General features: G+C 45.7%; 23 protein-coding genes and 1 pseudogene. 18 read left to right on the top strand and 6 right to left on the bottom strand.

Annotation, left to right across the window (positions count from 1 at the left end):
- Window positions 1-22 precede the first annotated feature (22 nt).
- Window positions 23-772 (top strand): YwiC-like family protein, encoded by a 750-nt coding sequence (locus MKY97_RS17445; protein ID WP_342551597.1) that lies wholly within the window; start codon window positions 23-25, stop codon window positions 770-772.
- A 176-nt stretch (window positions 773-948) separates the two neighbouring features.
- Window positions 949-1,674 (top strand): ZIP family metal transporter, encoded by a 726-nt coding sequence (locus tag MKY97_RS17440; RefSeq protein ID WP_342551596.1) that lies wholly within the window; start codon window positions 949-951, stop codon window positions 1,672-1,674.
- A 160-nt stretch (window positions 1,675-1,834) separates the two neighbouring features.
- Here MKY97_RS17440 and MKY97_RS17435 read toward each other — a convergent pair whose 3' ends face one another.
- From MKY97_RS17435 to MKY97_RS17425, 3 genes are all read right to left on the bottom strand, one after another.
- Window positions 1,835-2,257: a YlbF family regulator gene (locus MKY97_RS17435; RefSeq protein ID WP_342551595.1), complete on the bottom strand. Its 423-nt coding sequence runs from the start codon at window positions 2,255-2,257 to the stop codon at window positions 1,835-1,837.
- 121 nt (window positions 2,258-2,378) lie between these two features.
- Window positions 2,379-3,062 carry a Crp/Fnr family transcriptional regulator gene (locus MKY97_RS17430; RefSeq protein ID WP_342551594.1) on the bottom strand — a complete coding sequence of 228 codons (684 nt, stop codon included), beginning with the start codon at window positions 3,060-3,062 and terminating at the stop codon, window positions 2,379-2,381.
- Between the two features lie 86 nt (window positions 3,063-3,148).
- The gene (locus MKY97_RS17425) at window positions 3,149-4,144 is read right to left on the bottom strand and encodes a multicopper oxidase domain-containing protein (protein WP_342551593.1); all 996 of its coding nucleotides are present in this window, start codon (window positions 4,142-4,144) and stop codon (window positions 3,149-3,151) included.
- Between the two features lie 283 nt (window positions 4,145-4,427).
- Here MKY97_RS17425 and MKY97_RS17420 point away from each other — a divergent pair, with 283 nt between their 5' ends.
- From MKY97_RS17420 to MKY97_RS17390, 7 genes are all read left to right on the top strand, one after another.
- The gene (locus MKY97_RS17420) at window positions 4,428-5,036 is read left to right on the top strand and encodes a hypothetical protein (protein ID WP_342551592.1); all 609 of its coding nucleotides are present in this window, start codon (window positions 4,428-4,430) and stop codon (window positions 5,034-5,036) included.
- A gap of 32 nt (window positions 5,037-5,068) precedes the next feature.
- Complete coding sequence (locus MKY97_RS17415; protein WP_342551591.1) at window positions 5,069-5,719, top strand: hypothetical protein; 651 nt, start codon at window positions 5,069-5,071, stop codon at window positions 5,717-5,719.
- Window positions 5,716-6,276 carry a hypothetical protein gene (locus tag MKY97_RS17410; RefSeq protein WP_342551590.1) on the top strand — a complete coding sequence of 187 codons (561 nt, stop codon included), beginning with the start codon at window positions 5,716-5,718 and terminating at the stop codon, window positions 6,274-6,276. The genes MKY97_RS17415 and MKY97_RS17410 overlap by 4 nt, the downstream gene beginning before the upstream one ends.
- A gap of 89 nt (window positions 6,277-6,365) precedes the next feature.
- Window positions 6,366-7,112: an SMI1/KNR4 family protein gene (locus tag MKY97_RS17405; RefSeq protein ID WP_342551589.1), complete on the top strand. Its 747-nt coding sequence runs from the start codon at window positions 6,366-6,368 to the stop codon at window positions 7,110-7,112.
- A gap of 26 nt (window positions 7,113-7,138) precedes the next feature.
- The gene (locus MKY97_RS17400) at window positions 7,139-8,440 is read left to right on the top strand and encodes a hypothetical protein (protein ID WP_342551588.1); all 1,302 of its coding nucleotides are present in this window, start codon (window positions 7,139-7,141) and stop codon (window positions 8,438-8,440) included.
- A gap of 35 nt (window positions 8,441-8,475) precedes the next feature.
- On the top strand, window positions 8,476-8,934 hold the full coding sequence (locus MKY97_RS17395) for a hypothetical protein (RefSeq protein WP_342551587.1): 459 nt from the start codon (window positions 8,476-8,478) through the stop codon (window positions 8,932-8,934).
- Window positions 8,931-9,542, top strand: a complete 612-nt coding sequence (locus tag MKY97_RS17390) for an SMI1/KNR4 family protein (protein WP_342551586.1) — start codon at window positions 8,931-8,933, stop codon at window positions 9,540-9,542. The genes MKY97_RS17395 and MKY97_RS17390 overlap by 4 nt, the downstream gene beginning before the upstream one ends.
- A gap of 104 nt (window positions 9,543-9,646) precedes the next feature.
- On the opposite strand, the gene MKY97_RS17385 is transcribed toward MKY97_RS17390, so the two are convergent.
- Window positions 9,647-9,940, bottom strand: coding sequence for a hypothetical protein (locus MKY97_RS17385; protein ID WP_342551585.1), 294 nt, complete (start codon window positions 9,938-9,940; stop codon window positions 9,647-9,649).
- Between the two features lie 184 nt (window positions 9,941-10,124).
- Between MKY97_RS17385 and MKY97_RS17380 the strand changes: the two are divergent.
- Window positions 10,125-10,640: pseudogene (locus MKY97_RS17380) on the top strand (cupin domain-containing protein); the annotation flags it as partial.
- 471 nt (window positions 10,641-11,111) lie between these two features.
- Here MKY97_RS17380 and MKY97_RS17375 read toward each other — a convergent pair.
- Window positions 11,112-11,951, bottom strand: coding sequence for a DNA-binding protein (locus MKY97_RS17375; RefSeq protein ID WP_342551584.1), 840 nt, complete (start codon window positions 11,949-11,951; stop codon window positions 11,112-11,114).
- A gap of 272 nt (window positions 11,952-12,223) precedes the next feature.
- Here MKY97_RS17375 and MKY97_RS17370 point away from each other — a divergent pair, with 272 nt between their 5' ends.
- The 4 genes from MKY97_RS17370 to MKY97_RS17355 all read left to right on the top strand — a co-directional run bounded on the left by MKY97_RS17370 (window position 12,224) and on the right by MKY97_RS17355 (window position 15,637).
- On the top strand, window positions 12,224-12,670 hold the full coding sequence (locus tag MKY97_RS17370; RefSeq protein ID WP_342551583.1) for a carboxymuconolactone decarboxylase family protein: 447 nt from the start codon (window positions 12,224-12,226) through the stop codon (window positions 12,668-12,670).
- A gap of 42 nt (window positions 12,671-12,712) precedes the next feature.
- Window positions 12,713-13,672, top strand: a complete 960-nt coding sequence (locus MKY97_RS17365; protein WP_342551582.1) for a sigma-70 family RNA polymerase sigma factor — start codon at window positions 12,713-12,715, stop codon at window positions 13,670-13,672.
- Between the two features lie 217 nt (window positions 13,673-13,889).
- Window positions 13,890-14,579: a DUF1361 domain-containing protein gene (locus MKY97_RS17360; RefSeq protein WP_342551581.1), complete on the top strand. Its 690-nt coding sequence runs from the start codon at window positions 13,890-13,892 to the stop codon at window positions 14,577-14,579.
- 35 nt (window positions 14,580-14,614) lie between these two features.
- Window positions 14,615-15,637, top strand: a complete 1,023-nt coding sequence (locus tag MKY97_RS17355; RefSeq protein ID WP_342551580.1) for a serine hydrolase — start codon at window positions 14,615-14,617, stop codon at window positions 15,635-15,637.
- 157 nt (window positions 15,638-15,794) lie between these two features.
- Here the strand turns inward: MKY97_RS17355 and MKY97_RS17350 are convergent, their stop codons facing one another.
- Complete coding sequence (locus MKY97_RS17350; RefSeq protein ID WP_342551579.1) at window positions 15,795-16,820, bottom strand: serine hydrolase; 1,026 nt, start codon at window positions 16,818-16,820, stop codon at window positions 15,795-15,797.
- Window positions 16,821-17,002: 182 nt separating this feature from the next.
- Between MKY97_RS17350 and MKY97_RS17345 the strand changes: the two genes are divergently transcribed.
- The 4 genes from MKY97_RS17345 to MKY97_RS17330 all read left to right on the top strand — a co-directional run bounded on the left by MKY97_RS17345 (window position 17,003) and on the right by MKY97_RS17330 (window position 20,800).
- Window positions 17,003-18,070, top strand: a complete 1,068-nt coding sequence (locus tag MKY97_RS17345; RefSeq protein ID WP_342551578.1) for an ankyrin repeat domain-containing protein — start codon at window positions 17,003-17,005, stop codon at window positions 18,068-18,070.
- A gap of 296 nt (window positions 18,071-18,366) precedes the next feature.
- Entirely contained in the window at window positions 18,367-19,671 is a 1,305-nt protein-coding gene (locus tag MKY97_RS17340) for an SPFH domain-containing protein (RefSeq protein ID WP_342551577.1), read from the top strand.
- Complete coding sequence (locus MKY97_RS17335; protein WP_342551576.1) at window positions 19,671-20,414, top strand: hypothetical protein; 744 nt, start codon at window positions 19,671-19,673, stop codon at window positions 20,412-20,414. Before MKY97_RS17340 ends, MKY97_RS17335 begins: the two co-directional genes overlap by 1 nt.
- A gap of 23 nt (window positions 20,415-20,437) precedes the next feature.
- Window positions 20,438-20,800, top strand: a complete 363-nt coding sequence (locus MKY97_RS17330; RefSeq protein ID WP_342551575.1) for a hypothetical protein — start codon at window positions 20,438-20,440, stop codon at window positions 20,798-20,800.
- Window positions 20,801-20,802 lie beyond the last annotated feature (2 nt).

The raw sequence follows: 20,802 nt of genomic DNA, 5'->3' as shown, positions 1-20,802 counted from the left end.
ATGATAAATCGGTTAGGAGGTCGTGATTGAATTGAAAAGCAGTGCGAGTACAAACTTAAAACCAATCGTTATCCCTCATGAGCATGGCGGATGGGCGATGGTGAGTGTGCCTTTTTTCGTCGGTGTGGCGGCGAGCAGTCCCCAGTGGCTTCATGTGCCGCTTTTTATGGCCTGGCTTGGCCTGTATTTGACGGCTTATCCCCTGCTGCAATCACTCAAACGAAATGCGAATCGGCCGCGTTTATATACATGGGCAGCCATATACGGCACGATTGCCCTAGTCTGTCTCATCCCGGCTGTTATTGGTCAATCATCACTGTTGTGGTTTGGACCTATGCTGGCTGGACTGCTGCTGGTGAACATTTGGCATGTGAAACACAAGGCAGAAAGATCCCTGACTAATGATCTGTGTGCGATGCTGGTGTTTTCGCTTGGCGGAGCGGCAGCTTATCTGATCGGCAGCGGTGAATGGGATTACGGAATGGTCATCGTTGTATTATTTTCCTTTTTACATTTTACAGGAAGTACGTTCTTTGTGAAATCCGTCTTTAGGGAACGCAGCAATCCACGCTGGATCAGGTTGTCACGTCTTGTCCATGTTGTACTCTTATTCATTCCGGCTATCGTTGGGTACCCATGGATGGGGCTGGCCTATGTTTATTCCGCTGCGCGGGCGTTTCGTTATGCAGGCCATACACTGCGTCCCATGAAGGTGGGGATGATCGAGATTATTGGTGCCGTGCAGTTCCTGCTCTGGTTCATTCTGCTGTAGATGGCATCATTTTATCATAACGTGATTTAAGTCCACATCAGGTGACATAGGTCACACCGTCATCGAATTGACATGGAATGATAAAGAAGTCCGCACATTTCCGGTAATTGTTTTTGATCTGCCCGCAGAGGTTAATGGGAGATAAATAAACTGGAACAAGGGAGGGGCCTACCCGAATGTGGACTGCGTTTATGTGGGGCGGCATCTCCGCCTCGGCGGTGGTTATCGGTGCGCTTGCTGCACTTTTTATGAAGATTCCGAAAAGGATTATCGGCTGGATAATGGCTTTCGGGACAGGAACGCTGATTGGTGCAGCAACGTTTGAGCTGCTTGGAGATGCACTGAACGATGGAGGCATGCTGCCAACAGCTATTGGTTTTACTGCAGGGGCAGTGGTATATACGCTGTTTGATCTGCTCATCTCAGCTAAAGGCGGGTCTAATCGGAAACGTTCCAGCAGGAAGGATTCAAGCCAGCAAAGCGGTCTCGGGATATTCGCAGGCACAGTGATGGATGCAATTCCCGAGTCGATCATGCTGGGGGCCAGTTTGCTGGCCGGTAACGGAGTAAGTGTGGTGCTCGTGGTCTCCATCTTTGTCAGCAACATTCCTGAAGGGTTATCCAGTACGGCAGGACTGAAGAACAGCAAGTACAGCAAAGGTAAAATTTTATTGATGTGGCTCGGTGTACTGCTGATCTCTTCACTTGCCGCACTCGGGGGATATCTGTTTCTGGAACAGCTTCCGAAGGAGATGGGCGCAGCGATCGGAGCCTTTGCCGGCGGAGGCATCATAGCCATGCTCTGCTCAACGATGATGCCAGAGGCTTTTGAGGAAGGAGGCCCTGTTGTAGGGTTGATCGCTTCTATGGGATTGCTTGTGTCACTGCTGCTGGACATCTAATTGGGAACATACGTCGAGACCTTCAAAACAAAACACGAGTAACGTCAAACGTTGATAACTTCAACTTGTAACAGGTAAAGACAAAGAGTATCCCCTCAGAGCCATTCTGAAGGGATACTCTTTATTTATAGGCGGATATCGTTTATAGGTTACAGAGAAATTAGTGACCAGAGCAGTTTCCGCCGCATCCGCAGGCTTCTTTTCCCAGCTCTTTAGCTTCGGGCAGACGGTTTAATTCGACTGATTTTGTGAAATAGGTGCTGATCTGCTGATGCAGTTGACTGAACTCGCGCTGCGCATAGATAAATCTGCGAATCAGCGGATGATCATAAAGCGCGCGTTCTTCCTCTTCGTAAACTTTAATCTCGGATTCGAGCAGTTCAATATTTTGACGTTCTTTCTCTTCGAGTGCCTGATGTTTCTCCATAAAGCGTTCATACTGTTCAGTCGCCTGCTCATCTGCGGCAAACTGGTCGATCATTGCACGCATCTCCTTGTAGCCTTCATCCTGTAACAGCAAGGAGCAGAGCTCCTGCATTTTATGCATAATCAATTGTTTGTCCATTTTAACGACGGTAGTCATAGGTTAGCCTCCTGAAAATTCTTTTCTTGTATTCACTTTATACCGTAAACCTGAGGTTCACTGTGACGATACTCACAACACTGGTTAAATCGTTTACATATCCTAGATGGTGATCAAAGCATCAAAAGATCATATCTTTCAATTCCTGCAGCTGCAGAATCCGGATTTCGTTCCCGTTCACTTGAAGCAGATTCTGGTGCTGCATGACATTTAATTTTCGACTTAACGTCTCGGGTGTGATTCCCAGAAGCAGCGCCATATCTTTTTTGAATACCGGCAGTCGGAGATCGTGGTTTTCATGATTCCGGGTATGGAAATCGAGGAGCAGTTTGGCAATTTTTTGCTTCGTGGTCATTGCGCTGAGAGAACTATTCCACTTGTCGGTTTCACTTAACAGACTTGTTATGGCAAGCAGGAAATGATAAGCGAGCTTAGGATCCTGCTCAAGCAGCTGGTCAAAGTCCTGTTTGTGAATAGAGCATATCGATGAGGGTTCAAGAACTTCTGCATTGGCGTGATGCGGTGTCTGGTTCAGCAGTGAACTTTGCCCGAAAAAATCGCCCGAAAACAAAAACCGGATAATATGCTCCTTGCCATTTTCGTTATATTTGGACAGCTTTACGCTGCCTTGATGTATCACAAAAAGAGTATCTGAACGCTCGCCATCCTGAACGACATATTCTCCTTTATGGTAGGTTCGGGTATGGAGAAGGGAGGTCAGCAGTGAAGCGTCCTCAGGCTCCAGATGTTGAAAAAGCGAAACTTTGGAGAAACAGGCATCATTTCGGTCATGTTCACAAATCATCTCTTCGTCACCTCTTCGTATTCCAATGGCAGATAGCCGCACATCAGAATGATGTTTGAATATGATTCTTGCAGATGCTTTCCGGTTTAATGAGACATGGTTGTACCACCGTGGTCTTTGCCATCTTTCGTGACGCGAAGCACGGCAGAAGCACCCTTGTCTACGTGTTTGAATTGATGGGTTACGATGGGATAATCGCCTTCCTCGGTGACGGTAAACTCGACAACAGCTCCTCCGCTGGCAGGAAGCATGACTGTCTGAATACCATATTGGATGTTCCTTGGATTTCCATCCGTGTATACCCTGTCCATCATCGTACCAACAACGTGGAAGGAAGAAACTTCATTCGGACCCGCGTTGCTGATGTATATGCGCACGGTGTCTCCTGCTTTGGCAAGCAGTGGATGTTCTTTGAGGGTATAGGTATTGCCATTAAAAACTACATATTCCGGTTCCTCATTCAAAAATGAATTATAATCATGCTCTTTGTACCATTCGCTCTGTACAAGGGTGTAGGAGCGATCAATGAGATGATCCGAAGGGTAACCCGCCTTGGGTTCCACAATGATCATGCCGTACATCCCGTTGGCGATATGGGCAAGGGTCGGCTTGCTTCCGCAGTGATACATAAATACCCCCGGAGAAGTGGCCGGATAGGTAAAGGTTCCTTCTTCTCCGGGCATGACATCAATGAATTTACGGCTTGGAGAAGCATGGACGGCATGCATATCCATCGAGTGGTTCATGCGGGTATCTTTATTTTTTAAAGTAAAGACGATGGTGTCGCCTTCTTTCACACGCAGGACGGGTCCGGGGGAAGTGCCGTTAAAGGTCCAGGCGTTGTAAATGACCCCTTTCGAAATTTCAATATCAGTCACTTGTGCGGTCATTTCAATATAAACGGTATGGCCCTCTCTGCGGATGATCGGATCAACGGGCGGCTGGCTTGGTGCAGAGCTGGAGAAAGCCTCTTCTTTATGCTGACTGTTCGGAGCGCTGCTTGGTGAACTGCAGTGAGAGAGCGCTGCGGTGAAGATCGTTAGGATAAGCGTGTATTTGTAGATGTTGGGGAATGAGAACATATAATCACAACCTTCCGGCATGCAAGTGATGATTTTCACAAAAAGTGAGTGAATAAATGAAGGAATAAATAATCTCTTAAGTTTAGATTACGATATCGAAGGATTGACGGGTGTGACGGAGCACACATTTGTGTAGGACTATGGATGTTATTTTGAGCCGGTGAGCCTGCATTTGTTGTGCTTGGGTAAAGAGTTTCATATAATTTTATTAACGGTTTATTTGGAACAATGTGGGATGGAATGGCTGACTCGGCAAAAGGTTCAATGAAAGGAGAGGTTGATTGTGAAACGTTTCGAAGACGAAGGGGCATACAAATACAGCTATTTCTTTGTGCTCAACCGCGGAGAGCGAATTGATGTCAAATGTCCCGAATGCGGCGGTTATGCTTATATCGAGCGCTCTAATGGAAAAGTGCAGTGGAGATGCAGCCAGTGTTACACTCATGCGGTCAAAGAAGAAGACTACGAGTATGCAGCCAAGGGGTACTGTGCTGTATGTGAGCGGTGGTTTAGTGTGCTGGTAACCGATGAGAAAATGACACCCCATCCGCTGGTACATATTACATGTCCACACTGCGGGGCAACCAATCAGGCTGCGCTGCATAAAAGCCAGGTCAATCGAGGTTATTATCGGGAGATTCAAAAGGGCAGAGACCCGCTTTTTGGTCTGGAACTGTATTTTCTGGATTATATTCGAGGCAAACAGATCTGGGCTGTCAATCGGAAACATCTGAATTATCTTCTGCAGTATGTATCTGCTGATTTGCGTGTGAAATATGGGGGCAGATCTCAGAAGACGGCATCACACAGTATCCCCGCATACATCAAGGAGGCCAAGAACAGGGAAGCTGTGACCCGCGTATTGACCAAAATGCAGCATAACGTCAGATAGAAAGATAACGATCAAGAACAGGGGAAGAAAAGATGAATAAGCGAATTACGTTTAGTGTCTTTCTGTTGATTTTTGCCATGCTGTGTATTCCTGCTTATTTTATTATGGAGACGTATGGCGTATTTCAAAAAGAAAAGGTGTTATCGGGTTATGCCGTTGCTGTGGATGTCGAAGGTAAATCTTATCAGACATGGCCGCTGATCAGCGGTTTTGCGGCGATGGACAAACGAGGGGAGGATCGTCAGCTCTATTATCGTATTGACATGAGCGGTCTGCAGTATTTGTTTCAACTGGCTTATAAGGAGTACGAGGTTGAAGCGGGGGGAAATAACCCGTTTTTAGCCGGCCAGATTGACTACTCGCAAAGCGATCATATGTATGTGCGAAGTGAAAACAAATACAGCAATGCTAATGACTTTGTTACGTTATTGACGCTTACTGACCGTGAGGGAAAGGTCATCTATACTTATGAACAAACAGGTAAGGGGGATGACGATCTGGTAAAATCGATCATTCATCAAGGCATGAGCCGGACGAGCAATCGAGGCACGGAAGCAGCTCGTGACCCATATCTGAATATTACAGCTCTGTTTCGTGAGAAGCTTAATATCGATGTAAAGCTGACAGTGGATGAAGAGCATAAAGTGGTTACTATTCACATGAACAAAAGGGAGGCGAAATGATGAATATGTATGGTGTACTGCATGGGCCGTTATACCTTGAAGGGCTGACCAAGCGTGATACAGAGGGCTTGGTTTATGAAGTGGAATGGCAGGGGAAATTGCAGACGCAGGATGGACATGATCAGTTTCATATTTTTTATTATGGTGACCTGGATGAAGATGATCTGATTTTGTGGCATGATATGACACCGCTGCTCGTTTATGCAGAACATACCGTTACAGGTGAACGATATTTGCTGATTGATGCGGCAAAACACGGTTATGATGCGATGTTGTGTGAGACGTATCCCGAAGAAGAAGTGAACAACAGGCAGCTGCGTCCTTATCTTGACGTTGAGGGGGAAGATACATTTGAAGTGCATTTGACGGCATTTTATAACGTGCCATGGGATGAAGAATTCGGTGAAGATGTTGAGGAAGACGGGATGTACGAACTGATTACAGGTGAGCGCGTGCATTTTAATGAAGTCAAACGTAATGGTTATGATGCTTTTGCCATTCGCATTCGCAATCGTAAAGGTGTTGAAACGGAGATCGTACAAGAAGAATTGGCCTGATGTACTGCTGTCGAATGATCCGATGAAACGCTTGGGCTTAACCCGTTACCCGAGGCCCGGAAAGAACTATGATTAGGAGCTGATTCCGAATGTACATCGTGTCTCGTATGTTAAAGCCTGTCCCGCAGCAGGAACTGCAGCAGGTGGAGCAAGAGCAATCCGCACGTCTGCCCTCGGCTTATCAACGCTGGTTACAGCAGTACGGAGAAGGAACTTATTCGGGCTGGATGAATATTCAGCGGCCTGACCCTGAAGTGTTAAAACCATTTGCGGACTACGATTTATGGGAGCATTCAGAGGAAACGGTCATCAGCCAGGACCAGCTGCAGGAATGTATCAGCATCGGCAGTTCAGTCGATGGAGATTTCCTGGCTGTACATGCAGATGTGGACGGACTGATCTGGCTTCCGCGGCATGATGAACAGATTACCGTGTGGCCCTCTAATGATCGTTCGCTCGCTGACACTCTTGACCGAATCTACTGCGGATATTACCGCAGAGACATGCCCTTCAGACCAGCATATTTCGAACCTTGGAACGAGGAACGGCGATCTGTGTTTTATAATTTCTCGGGAAAAGAGAACGGGATTTCGATGAAAGAACTGGCTGATCTGTGTCAATCCCGCTATTCGTGGGATCTGGTCATCGAAGACGAATATATGTGCAGGCTGTTTCGAACAGCTGTGGGAGGATATGTTCGTTTTAATTACGCATACGAGCGCGAAATTGTCCTGTTTTATGAGAATGAACGTATGACGGATGGGCAGGAAGTGCAGATGCAGGTACAGGAGATACAGCAGTTTTTAGAGGCGAATTACTGCACCCTGCATGAGTAAAGAACAGCAGAGGGAGAAGGAGTTATATGGATTGGTTGAACACGGAAATAGCAGAACAGTGGCGTAATAAAGGCAGGCGGTACGCCCGCGATGTCAATACATTCGTGCGCAAAATGCTGCAGGGCGAACACCCAGATGAATCCGAGCTGGCGGATGATGCCCGTCATTCGATCAGTTCTAAAGTGATGAAGATGGTGAAACAGGCTAATCTTCAAGGGGATCTGGAAAAGCTTCGAGAAGAACTGCCCGCGGCAACCTGGCCGCTGAGCAATCATTTTCAGGATTCTATGCAGGCTGTACAGACTGCAGGCTATCTGAATGAGGATACGGTTCTATGTAATACAGGAGTGCTGTCTAATCATGGACAGGTATACATAATGGATCAGCAGGGATGGTGGTGCAGTCCGGATTATACGTTTGCAGGCTGCTCAGCAGATGGTGTCTACGCTGCTCTGGCGGATAGCGAAGGTTTGCATGTCATTGATAAGCCTGATCGCAGGCTGGAAGGAGAGCGGATTGCATTCTACCGCTGGCAGAGCATTCGGGATCAAATCAAAGCTCTTATGCCAGAGATCGAATCTCTCGCCGACTGCGCACATCCTGAGTGGACGCTTGAAAAATTAATACCTATGGATCAGGGGCAGGCGCTGCTGCTTCAATCTCAGTACGGAGTCTATCTCATAGAGCAGGAGCGGGTGACACTGCTTCATCCCGATCACGCAGAGATTCAGGAATACGAATATGAAGATACGCAGCTATCCATGGGACATGCAGCTGTATCGTATGACGAGCGATGGATTGCCTGGGGAAGCCAGATGAGCAGCCATACGGTTCTGGATCGGGAGAAGAACAAAACGTATGAGGTGGAGCCGGAATCGAGTTATCCGCACTGCGCGGCATTCAGCCGTGACAGCCAAGTTGTCTGGTTTAATGCCTGCCACTTCTACAACGGGGTCACCATTCAGGTTCCGTTAGCCAGCATTTCGGATCGTGTACAGGAATCACAATGGCCGATCATGGATGAGAATGCGCGTGTATATACGATGGTTGAGATTCAAGCAGGTATGGTGATGGGGGATGCATATGGCTATCTGTACTGCATTAACCGAGAAGGGCAAGAGCTGTGGCGTCATTTTGTTGGCTCGACCATCTATTCTCTGACCGTGTCACCTGAACAATCTAAACTTGCTGTGGGTACATACGGCGGTATGCTGCACATTCTTGATCTGTGTTCGGAACGTATGAATGCATACGGAATTGGCACAGGTAGTTTACGTGAACTGGAGCGTTATGTGTTGTGGCGTGAACAAGAGCCGCTGCGCTGGTAACATTTTGATCCATGATTTTGCTAAAGGGTGATGAGATGGAACCTCAAGAAGCTGTCCTGCTGTTAAAATGTCATGCCTTTTCCCACGATGATGTGAATCATCCGAAAATGCAAAACGGCTTTCTCGGGAGTTTGCGTCCCTTTCGCGGTCACTTGATTGAAGCGAACTTCCACGAACTAATGCGTATACTGCGCATCCTTGCTCCGGAACTTTCGACTTCGGCATTGGACCGGGAAGTAATGGCCTGCCTGTGGAGTATCAATCATCTCGCAAGAGCTTGGGCGGTTGAACCGGAAGGAATGCTTCGCAGAAATCATCTGATCACGGATGAGCAGGCTGCGTTAATGGAGGAATGGCTTAATCTGTTCTCATATGCAGTCATGATTTTGATTGAAGACGGCGGAGCGCACGAAGCGTTTTGGGAATATGAGCAGTACATGCTGGATAGAAGCCCAGAGGAAGGTAAGGATGAGGGAGAAGGTGGAGGAATATGAGGTCTGAAGTGGATGCTGTTATCAACGAGCTGAGGGAACAATTGAACCCTTTGTTGGACCGTAAAATACAAGATGAAGAGATTCGGGCGCTGTATGAAACATATCTTCATCTGGCAGGGGCATCAGAAGCAGAGCTGAATCAGTTGGAGAAGCTGTACGGGGTTCGCCTGCCGGAAGATTTTCGTGCTTTTTATCGTAATACAGATGGCAGTGGGTATGGTCTGCATGTTTTGTATCCGGGGGATGCGGAGCAAGGGTCATGCCAGCCCTTCTATCTGATGTCACTCGAAGAGATTCGGGAGACCAAACAATATTTCTGTGAAGTGGATGAAAAGCTGGAGGAGTATTATGGAGAAGATGAAATGGGTCAGCTGGACCCGGAAATAAAACCGTATTTATTTCACACGTCTTGGATACCTTTTGCCACAATGGCTGGGGGCTCGCTCTATTTGATGTTAGATTTTGATCCAGCAGAGGCAGGTACATATGGTCAGATCATTATGTATGTGCATGATCCGGACTTTGTCTATTACGTAACCTCTTCGTTTACGGACCTGCTTCGGATGTCTATCCGCAATCTGGATCTGATGGATGAGATTGAATACTGAGTACTTAGTATTCGGTGTGGTTGGTAAGGGACGCAGCTTGAATCGAAAAAAACAGGAACTGTTTTAACAGCTCCTGCAGTGTTGAGACGTGAAACCTTGAGGTTTTATCCCTGGAAAAAACGATGACCGTGGAACCCGCCGGGACCACCTGGTCCACCCGGTCCTGCGTGACCCCCAGGGCCTCCCGGTCCACCGTGATGACCCCCAGGATATCCCGGATAATGCCCTGGATAACCGCTATGCCACCATGGTCCCGGACCCCCGATGGGATAAGGAAGAGGGAAAGGTAACACCGTTGGATATGGATAGGGGTACGGATAAGGGTACGGCGGTGGATAATAAGGGTAAGGATAGCCTATAGGCTGCTGGGCTGATGTTGGACCCGGAACGTATGACATATAACAAACCTCCAATGTCTGAATGGATGATATCAGCCTATGCGCATACGTCATCCGGCGACACAAAGGATTTAATTCCGTCTACATGGTCTCACCAATCTGGGCGCCGGGCATAAGCTGAGGTTATGGGTTATCACCTAAACCGAGAGCGAAGGGCAGGCGTTTTATTTTGGCAACCTCGTACATGGATTTTACCTTACCAACTACACAGTTTACGTATGATCTGAGCAAAAATCCGCTTTTTAAGAAAGATGAGTATAATTACATTCATGCACTTTCGGTAAAACAGCTTAACACGCTCGGAAACAGTTCTTTGCTGGATATTTTCCTCAGTGCAGGCAATGTGGTCGAACCCCACATTCATCAAAACGCGACAGAGCTTGTGTACTGCATCAGTGGTTCGGCGGTCGTTTCCCTCATTAACCCGTTCACTAGTGAACTGCTTCATTTCCCGATCACACCGGGACAAACGGCCAACGTACCTCAAGGCTGGTGGCACTATGAAGTGGCCACAGCAGATCATACACATCTGCTGGCAATCTTCGATGCGCCTGTGCCTGAGGCGATATTCGGCTCCGATATTTTGCGTTTAACACCTGCGAATGTGTTGGCTCACACGTATTGTCTGAATGAACATAAAGTGCAGGAAGCACTAGCTCCCATTCAAAAAGCGGTCATCATCGGCCCGCCGGCAGATTGTAAGACGCATGCAGACCCTGCATCAAACCATATGCCTAATATAGGGCCGAATGTACAGCCGAATATCGAACCTCTTAACATGCAGCCTAACATTCAACCGATTATCGAATCTAATATCCAACCAAACACCCAGCCAAATGTTCAACCAAACATCCAATCCAACATGCTGCCTAATGTTCAACCGAACATGCAGCAGCCTAATATGGCCCCTTACGTGAATCGTCATCCATATTGGGGAACTTGGGTGGATCCGCGAATTATTCACGAACCAGGTTGTCCATATTATACGGAACCTCCAGTACAGCTGAATTCGGATGATAATACTTCTGGAAGATGAAATACCAAAAAAAGCATCGGCTCCTGTTTGAAGGAGTTCGATGCTTTTTTGGTTGGAAACTAGTAGCCAGAACCGTGATTATAAGTTGTATTAGTTGCTGTAGTGCTTGTCCCTGTATAGGAGATGAGTACAAAACTAAACATGACAGCTAATATAAGCATAGTTTTTTTCATTGCTAAGAGCCCCTCTCAGTATATTTTTATATTGAGTAATTTGCTTCTCTGAAGCTTCTGATCTCAAAGATTCAAATAGTACGCAGCACTTACGAAATCCGGATTCCAAGTTTATTCTACAAGAAACTGCAATACCGTTAATTAATGCATCTATTGCATCGTTTTTACACAGACTTATTTTATACAAAGCAAGACAATACATATAATGAACGTAAAGACCAACATTCTCAGCTTCCTCCAGCATCGCAAATGGTTCATTGAGAGGCAGGATCTTCTTAAGATCTTCTTCTATTTTCCAGCCGTGCACTATTGCGGCTTCCAGTATTGTAATGCACTCTGGGATAATTTCTTCTGGATGGTCTAATAGAAACGCAATATATTCTTCCAGCACATCTTTATGCCCCATTAGAATCAGGACCGCATACCGATTCGCCTTAGCGAAATTTCGGAAATTCTCGACAACATTTACTCCTTCTGTATCCAGTCCAATAAACCATCCGAGCTCTTGGTATCTATCAATACATTTTAGAGATTCTTGATACCGTTCCAGTTTTTGCAGAGCCAGTCCTTTCATTAGATGTGATTTCCCAAAATAATAAACAAGAGGTCTGTTAATCGAAATTCGCTTTTTTTTGTTTTTAGCAGTAAGGGATTGGGTCTGGGTATATACGTCGTTTGTGCACGAATATAGGTGATCTGCAATATGTATGACTCGCTCCATTTGTTCGGTTCGATATGCCATTTCAAGCATTTGTACAAGATAATCTAAGCTGGTGATTTCTTGTATTTGTAATTCACTCACCAATTATACCTCCTTATTCCATTTTTTAGATTCATTATATTCCTTATTATTCCAGTGGTCAATAACATTGATATTTAATTCGTGATAAAATGAAAGTTTAATCAGAAGCGTAGTGCCTTAACTTCACTGGGTCGGTCTGGAATCAAATTTAACCGAAATCTTTTATTCGTCGCTTTTTAGCATAGTTATTATTTATTTTCAAAAGAGTTGTCACAAAACGTAGGTGCTGTTTGTCTTCAGTATGTAGACCAAATGATGGAGGCGAATGAACAATGGATTTAAGAATGAATTACAGAGCGGCAAACCCCGGTGCATTCAAAGCCATGATGGCGATGGAACAGTATGTATCCGAACAGTTCGAGGATAAGGTGTTATACGAGCTGTTAAAAATCCGCGTGTCACAGATCAACGGCTGTGCTTTTTGTTTGGACATGCATGCCAAGGATTTGATGAAGCTGGGCGATTATGGGGATCATATACTATTGTTGAGTGTATGGCATGAAGTTCCTTTATTTACGGACAAACAGCGTGTTATGCTTGAACTGGCAGAGACTGTCACGCGGATATCGGAACAAGGAGTTCCGCTTGAGCTGTACAATAAAGTTCGTGAGTACTTTAGTGAAACGGAAGTCGTTAACCTGATTATGGCCGTCAACTCCATCAACAGCTGGAACCGGATTGCTATAACGACAGGTATGTACCCTGGCTGCTTTAACTAAAATGACAAACGATAAATGAACCAACCTAGGGGAGGCGATCCCATGCAGTCCAATCTCGATCCTGGTTTAAATCAACATAAGTATACGCCGGAGACGTCTTCTCTTGATGTTGGTGCATTGTATAACCGATATAAAAATTATGCTTTCTCCATCGCTTACCGCATGCTGGGCACTGTGACAGAGGCGGAAGATATCGTTCAGGACTGCTTCACAGGGCTGCATAGTATGCCCAAGCCGGATATTCATAACCCCAAGTCTTACATCGCAAAACTCATTGTAAACCGCTGTTTGAATCTGCTGAACTCTGCGCGTAACCAGAGAGAGCATTACGTGGGGGAATGGCTTCCCGAACCGCTGGGTATGCATGACATGACTAATACACCAGAGGAAATGATGCAGCAGAAAGAAATGATTTCGTATGCTTACCTGGTGATGCTTGAACGTCTGTCTCCCATGGAACGGGCTGTTTTTGTACTGCGTGAAGCTTTTGAGCATGATTATTCGGAGATCGCAGGTTGGCTTGGGAAAACGGAGAGTAACTGTCGACAGATCTATAGTCGTGCCAGACGTAATCTGCCCGAAGTACTTCCTGTAATAGAACAGGTTTATGCGGATTGGAAGGCTAAAGAAGAGGTTCTCAGCCGTTTCACTATGGCGTTTCTTCAGCATGATGTTGCAGCCATGCTGGAGCTGCTTGCTGACACGCCTGTATTCACGGCGGATGGGGGCGGCGTAGTTCAAACGATTATGAGAACCATGCGAGTACACCGAGGAGTGCTTGCTATTCTGACCTCTCCACGAGTGCTTGTTTCGTTGAGAGAGAGGGAGTGGAAGCCGGTTTGCGTTAACGGTGAACTGCAGCTCGCCTTGATGAACGAAGGACAGCTGTCTGAAGTAATATGTCTGGAGATGGACGCTGCAGGGGAGCGAATTAATGGGGTGTATCTGGTTGTGAATCCTCAGAAACTGGTTTCCGTGTACCCCGCAGATGGTGTGACGTGAAGTCAAAGTTGCAAGTTGAAATAAGCGGCATGATCCTGGGAACAGGACAGTCGCTTTTTTGTTTTGAATAGATGGTGTATTTACGTTTGTTTGTTTCTACTAATCTATCCATAATTTGATTCTACTTTCGGACATGGTATGATGCTAGTAGGATGTAAAGCATTGAATTTATGTCATATTTTACTTAAACGATTAGAGACAAGTGAGGTTGTACGCTTTGAAAAAATTGAATTATATGCACATGTTTATTTTTCTTAGTGCAGTTACAGTCGTCACCCTGGGATTGTACTATGCAGCGGCCGAATGGCTCGATCAGCGGTACTTTCGTTTCCTGATCTGGAATCTGTTTTTGGGCTGGATTCCCTTTCTGTTCTCGTCGATAACCTATGGATTGCATCGATCGAAGTGGAAGGGAGCCTTATGGTTTGCACTGCCAAGTGCGATGGTGTGGCTGCTGTTTTTCCCGAACTCTTCATATATCGTGACGGATTTACTTCATCTGACGTCAAGGAGTTCCAGATATTTATCAGGAAACGGTGTGAATTTTAACTATTGGTATGATCTGGTTGTCGTACTGATGTTTGTATGGGCAGGGTTATTAGTGGGGTTCTTATCCATGTATCAGATTCAGGAAGTCATCTATGAACGATGGGGACGTGCAGCATCATGGGTCTTCGTACTCGGAGGAACAGCACTTGCGGGGTATGGCGTGCTGCTTGGGCGTGTGTACCGGTTAAACAGCTGGGATGCATTAACGAATCGTGAGATGTTAATCAGACTGATGCACGAAAGTGTAAGCCGGCCATCGTTGGCTTTTTGTATGTTCTTCGGGCTGTTTCTTCTCACCATCTATCTCACATTATATTATCTGATTCATGCGAGAGCGTCTGATGCGCCAAATGCATAATTTGATGATTGGAAAGCGGAGGTGAATTCTTCGAGATGCTGGATAAAGCAATCTTAACTGAAAAAGTCAGAGAGCTGATGGAAGAAAAGGATTTTTCGGGTGTGGTGCTCTGTAAACATAACGGTCAAACGCTTATACAGTTTGCGCGAGGTTATGCGAATCGCAGTGACGAACGTTTGAATGAAGTGAACACACGTTTTGGCATCGCTTCGGGATGCAAGCTGTTCACAGCTGTCAGTATACTTCAATTGGTTGAACAGGAGAAATTCTCGCTGAAGTCCAGATTAAAAGATGTTTTAAACATACCTTTCTCTGCATGGGACCCGGAAATCACGATTCATCAATTGCTGACGCACATTTCGGGTGTTCCGGACTATTTCGATGAGGAAGTGATGGACGATTTCTCAGAATTATGGAAAGACAGACCCGTATACAGAATGCGGCAGCTGCGTGACTTTCTGCCGATGTTTCAGCATTTGCCGATGAAGTCCGCTCCCGGGGAGCGATTCCATTATAATAATGCGGCATTCATTGTGCTGGGACTCGTTGTGGAACAGCATACAGGTATTTCATTTACGAAATATGTAGAGGAACATATTTTCAAACGGTGCGGTATGGTAGATTCGGGTTATTTCCTGACGGATCAGCTTCCGCGCAATACGGCTATTGGGTATATTGATGCCGAGGACGGGACATGGACAAGCAATATCTTCTCTATTCCCGTACAAGGGGGGTCAGATGGAGGGGCCTATGTTACTGCACCGGATATAATCCGTTTCTGGGATGCCTTGCTGGGACACAAGCTGCTGGGCGAGGAGATGACCCGTGACTTGTTAACACCACACGCGCATGATGAGGATGCGGAATATTATGGTCTGGGGATATGGCTGGAACTGCAGGAAGAGGAAATATTTAAATGCCATGTGATGGGTTTTGATCCAGGCGTTTCGTTTATGTCCGGAGTATATCCAAAGCATGGTGTGCAGTTGGTGGTCATATCCAATCAGGAGTCTGGGCCTTATCCCGTTACGCTGGCTGTAGAGGAAGCATTGAGATAGGCGATAAGGATCTGAGCTGTCCTCGAGACTGGATATAACGGCTCCTACTATGCAAAGAAAAGTAAAAAGCCCTTAGGCTTTCCCGCTTTTTGCTTAACAGCAGTGAAGAGGGAAGATAAGGGCTTATAAGTGGTCAGTATGTAGATTTATAGTTGGTTTATTCGAACAAGCGAGTAAGCTGCCACAGCTCGGGAGCGATCAATCGCGGGAATACATCGATTGGTGGCTTTTCCTTCTTGCGCTTGTCATTTGTCAGTACAGTCACCAGCTCCAGCTCCGGAACGACGTATACATATTGGCCTCCAAAGCCTCTGGCATAAAAATAGTGAAGTGGTTGACGACCTTCTGGAGCGGTTTGTCGGCATGCCGGGTTGTGGGTAAGGTCCAGATTCACGCTTCGGGTCTCGTCTTGAGGCACATATTGATCCACCCACCAGTGCCAGCCATAACAGCCATGATTCGGAGGAGAGACAGTGACGAAGGGATGTGTCGAACGTTTGACGAGTTGGCTGGAAATGAGCTGTTTACCTTCCCATTTTCCTTCCTGAAGGTAAAGCTGTCCGAATTTGAGCAGATCAGCAGGCAGCAGTCTCAGGCCGAATCCGCCAGTGTGCACACCTTGAGGATCATGTTCCCACTCATAATTGTCAATAGCCAGTGGACCAAAGAGATAACGCTCGGCATATGCTGCTGTGCTTATGCCTGTATGCTGCATCAAGATGGCAGACAGCATCTGAGACACACCAGAATTATATTCCATGTGGGTGCCTGGTTCATGGCGCAGCGGTTGTTCCAAAGCAAAGTTAACCCAATGATCTGTTCGTGTCATCCGTGGAAAAGAGTTCTGCCCGCCGAACTCATCCCAGTTAAAACCTGCTGTCATCGTAAGCAGCTGCTCCAGCGTAATGGCTGGTTTACGAGGGTCAGGGTCAGATGTGAGCTGCGGGAAAAAGGTGGAGATCGGTGTGTTTGCCGCTGGCAGCAGCTCCTGATCCATGGCAGTACAGATGAGCGCGGAGATAAAGCTCTTGGTACATGAATTGATTTTAGCGATATGTGTCTCGGCTTCTGAATTGCGATAATGTTTGTAAACGATCTCTCCACGCACACTGACCAGACAGCTTCGCAGATCGAGTGGCGGAATGAGGTGCTCCAGTGTATGGTGAAGGGTTGAAAGATTCATATTGTCCTTTCTGTGAAAGCTTGTGTATTTTGTATGGAACCATGAACAGCTGCCCACTATGTTAGCATACTCATGGAAGCGTCTCAAGAAACAAGCCGTTTATTAAACGTAAAGTAAACTATGAGAATATAATCAGTATTAGCTCGAACTTATTTTTATCCTTGCGACAGGAGGGACAAGTTTTGTATAAAATCGGTAATCAAGGAACGTTTAAAACACTGCCAGATGAAGCTCTAGCGATCTACCAAGGGAATACTGAAGGAGTTGAGGCATGTTTAGAGCATGGAATGGACTTGGAAGAAAAAATAGTGTTGAGCAGGCATACCGAACTTAGTCCGCTTCATCTGGCATTGATCTGTAATCAGCCCAAGGTTGTCAGACTGCTCGTGGAGCGAGGGGCTGCACTCAATGCTAAGGAGAATCCCGCCATCCTTTACGCTGTGCGTTATTGCGGAGCAGATGTAATTCGTTATCTGCATGAACAGGGAGCCCGGTTAGAGGGAGTAAATCACGTAAAATCAAATGCATATGACGAAGCATACAATGGAAATAAAAAGAATATCAAAGTGCTGCACGAACTCGGGCTGGATATTCGTAAATATGGCGGCGGAACGCTGCGCAAAGCAGTGTCGGATTATGATATGAAGACTGTTCAATACCTGCTGCAGGAGGGTGTGGATATCAACTACAACGAACCGGATATGGTTTATCCGTATAAGGCGACACCCCTTACCACAGCTGCACGTCAGAACAACATGCGAATGGTGCAATATTTGGTGGAACAAGGTGCAGATGTAACGATACAGGAGAAAGATGGAGAGCGGGCATATACAATTGCGGTTAGTCAGAAAAACACGGAGATGGCAGCATATTTGAAGGCACATGAGCCTGAACAATTCCATAATCGGAGTAATAAACTGCACGCATTAAAATCATACAAGCTTCCAGCATCGGTAATTCAATTTTTAACCGAAGGCCCGCATAGAATTGAACTGCCAGAGCACCCAGCAGGAGTAAGGCATATTGAATTCTTTTCGCTGACAGACACGGTCGAGATGAAGATGGGAAGGCAAAAGCTGCTCCGCTTATCCTCTGATCTGGATCAGTATTCTCACATACTGATTGTCTGGAACCCGAGCAGGAAAATGATAGGTTATGCCGACATAGAACATCAGGAACACGGTACATTGTGCACGTTTGAGCAATTTCTGGCTGCACCTGCAGTCTATGTGAAACAAATTCTGGAGTGATTCGAATCATTGGTTGATTACTCTCTCATCCAAAACCCTCTTTCATCACACATCGTTGTGGTAAAAGAGGGTTTTCGTATTTTCCGATCGTGCTGCTTAATTAGGAAAAATATCTCACGAAATATGAACTATACTAGTGCGAAAGAAGGTTAGAAATGGTAAAATAGCAATGCTTAAACATGAAAAAAAGAGATAAATAGCGAAAAATAGCACAGCATGGCATTTTACAGTGTTAAGAATGAATAGATTTGGAACGATAGAACGATTGATTTTAATCTGAAGTGGGGAATAGAACGATGGCTGTTATTGATGTAATCAAGTATGAAGGCTCTCCTGATGTGTTTGCCTGGAAACACCCCGAGAGTGAATTAGGAACATGGACGCAGTTAATTGTAAATCAATCTCAACAGGCCATCCTTTTTAAAGATGGAAGAGCCCTTGATTTGTTTGGGCCCGGAAGACATACGTTAAGCACCGCTAATATACCGATTCTAAATCGACTCGTTAACCTTCCATTCGGTGGAAAGTCTCCTTTTGCAGCAGAAGTATGGTATGTCAATCAGGTCAGCGCCTTGGACGTCAAATGGGGAACGGCGAATCCAATTCAAATTCAAGACCCCAAATATAATATTATCGTGCCAGTAAGAACCTTTGGGCAGATGGGGATAAAAATTGTAGACTCCAGAAAATTTTTGGTCAAACTGGTAGGCACACTGCCGGAGTTTAACCAACAAAATATGATCAACTACTTCCGTGGATTAATTATTATGAATATTAATTCGATGCTGTCTTCGTATCTGATCCATCAAAAAGTAAGTGTGTTAGAAATTAATGCGTATATTTCTGAAATATCACGGCATTTTGCAGACAGCGTCGCTTCCACGTTTGAAGAGTTTGGAATTGAACTGATCAATCTCTATATACATAATGTCAATTTGCCAGAAGAAGATCCTTCCGTCATCCGGTTACGAGAAGCGCTTGCCCGTAAAGCAGAAATGGATATCATTGGATATACCTATCAACAGGAACGTTCATTCGATACCCTTGAAGGTGCAGCCAAAAATGAAGGAAGCATGCAGTCCGATATCATGGGCGCGGGGCTTGGCATGGGGATGGGCGTTGGTCTCGGAGGTTCGTTCAGCAGCGAGATGTCACAGATGTCCAAAGTGATGTCTACAACGGAGACGCCTTCCGTACGTTTATGCGGCCATTGTCATCATCCGAATCAAAAGCAGAGTTCCTTTTGCAGTAATTGCGGCAAGTCTTTGGCTGATAAATCCATGACAACGGACTGTAATAACTGCCGACAACCGATGCAGAAGGGGACCCGGTTCTGCCCGAATTGTGGTGACAAGTATCATGCATGCCCCGCATGTGGGGCCGATAATGCAGAGGATGCGAAGGAATGTACTCAATGCCGTGAACCGATGCCAATCTCGTGTCCCCAATGTCATCATCTGAACAGACCTCAGACCAAATTCTGTGGTAACTGTGGCACAGGTCTATCTTTAAGGTGCAGTCAATGTCAGCATGAAGTAAAGCCCGGTCAGAAATTCTGTCTGGATTGTGGAAACAATCTGCAGGAAGGAGGGCAGGCCTAGTGATGGTAAAACGGAGCAATCTTCTCATTTTGGATGCGATTTATCTCGTATGTCTGGTCCTGATCTCTGTGATTTCTTTTACTATATTTATGGATGCGTTCCAAACCATATCTTTCAGGATCAATCTGGTGGCGACTTATGCTGCAGTCACGGCATTATGGATTTATGTGCGTTATGTGATGAAAAATATGGAGCGCTTTAAACGATTTGTTCCAGGTTATGCAGCTGTATTTATTGTATTGGTAATTTATTTGTGTTGTGTTATTTGTTATACCCTTTTTGTAGGTTTCGCGGATCAAGGGCTGCGCTGGTTTGTTCTCCTGCATGTAGTAACTGCTGCTCTTGCTTTCATTGGTTGCGCCGTATTGTTGATCTTCATTCGGTCAACAAGTCAGCATGAGGCGATTCAACAATCAAGTGCTGCAGACTTGTATTCCATTGACAAAGCTTTGAAGCAGCTGCTGTTTACGATGGAGAATCATTCTGAATCTCATCTGGACAAGGACAGAGATTCAGTGAAATCCATCATCGAGCTGGTAAAATACAGCGATCCGGTAACTCCGGCTTCCATGCAGTATACGGATCGTCAGATCCTTCTCGATATTGAGCTGTTGAACGACGAACTCGCATCTATGTACTCGGCTGGAGAATCAGTAAATAAGGAACGTTTAACCAAGCAAATAATCCGTTTGAAGTCCCATTTAGAAGAAAGAAATCAACAGATTCTTAACAGCAAATCATAATGAAGCATGTAGGAGGAAAAATAGTGAAACGATTTTTTGGGATCATATTGATTATCATCTCTTGTATAACCATTCTATTCTCTTTGCTGCTGTTGTCGGAAGGGACAGATGTAGCGATTATAAGCACAATTGCATTTTTTATCCCTGGTGTTGTTGTGCTCGTTACTGGAATTAAAATGTGTGCAAAGCCGAAAAATCATCGAGAAGAAGATCGCTACTACGAGCATTACGATCGTGACGAAGAGTATTACGAAGACGAGTATGAAGAGGACGAATATGATCAACCCGTATCCGTGAGCTGTTCAGGCTGTGGAGCCAAAGTGAAGGTCTATCCGAATTTGGCTGCGGATTGTGATTATTGCGGAACAACGATGAGAATCTCGTAGTT

The organism is Paenibacillus sp. FSL R7-0652, assembly GCF_038595045.1.
GTDB lineage: Bacteria > Bacillota > Bacilli > Paenibacillales > Paenibacillaceae > Paenibacillus.
Note: the sequence above shows the minus strand (reverse complement) of the source record. Positions and strands in the feature narration are given on the sequence as shown.

Coding starts and splice junctions, on each gene's coding strand:
- MKY97_RS17405 (WP_342551589.1), top strand. CDS start 6,366: ATGTACATCGTGTCTCGTATGTTAAAGCCTGTCCCGCAGCAGGAACTG.
- MKY97_RS17425 (WP_342551593.1), bottom strand. CDS start 4,144: ATGTTCTCATTCCCCAACATCTACAAATACACGCTTATCCTAACGATC.
- MKY97_RS17395 (WP_342551587.1), top strand. CDS start 8,476: ATGGAACCTCAAGAAGCTGTCCTGCTGTTAAAATGTCATGCCTTTTCC.
- MKY97_RS17350 (WP_342551579.1), bottom strand. CDS start 16,820: ATGAATCTTTCAACCCTTCACCATACACTGGAGCACCTCATTCCGCCA.
- MKY97_RS17355 (WP_342551580.1), top strand. CDS start 14,615: ATGCTGGATAAAGCAATCTTAACTGAAAAAGTCAGAGAGCTGATGGAA.
- MKY97_RS17365 (WP_342551582.1), top strand. CDS start 12,713: ATGCAGTCCAATCTCGATCCTGGTTTAAATCAACATAAGTATACGCCG.
- MKY97_RS17435 (WP_342551595.1), bottom strand. CDS start 2,257: ATGACTACCGTCGTTAAAATGGACAAACAATTGATTATGCATAAAATG.
- MKY97_RS17340 (WP_342551577.1), top strand. CDS start 18,367: ATGGCTGTTATTGATGTAATCAAGTATGAAGGCTCTCCTGATGTGTTT.
- MKY97_RS17430 (WP_342551594.1), bottom strand. CDS start 3,062: ATGATTTGTGAACATGACCGAAATGATGCCTGTTTCTCCAAAGTTTCG.
- MKY97_RS17390 (WP_342551586.1), top strand. CDS start 8,931: ATGAGGTCTGAAGTGGATGCTGTTATCAACGAGCTGAGGGAACAATTG.
- MKY97_RS17440 (WP_342551596.1), top strand. CDS start 949: ATGTGGACTGCGTTTATGTGGGGCGGCATCTCCGCCTCGGCGGTGGTT.
- MKY97_RS17410 (WP_342551590.1), top strand. CDS start 5,716: ATGATGAATATGTATGGTGTACTGCATGGGCCGTTATACCTTGAAGGG.
- MKY97_RS17370 (WP_342551583.1), top strand. CDS start 12,224: ATGGATTTAAGAATGAATTACAGAGCGGCAAACCCCGGTGCATTCAAA.
- MKY97_RS17400 (WP_342551588.1), top strand. CDS start 7,139: ATGGATTGGTTGAACACGGAAATAGCAGAACAGTGGCGTAATAAAGGC.
- MKY97_RS17415 (WP_342551591.1), top strand. CDS start 5,069: ATGAATAAGCGAATTACGTTTAGTGTCTTTCTGTTGATTTTTGCCATG.
- MKY97_RS17385 (WP_342551585.1), bottom strand. CDS start 9,940: ATGTCATACGTTCCGGGTCCAACATCAGCCCAGCAGCCTATAGGCTAT.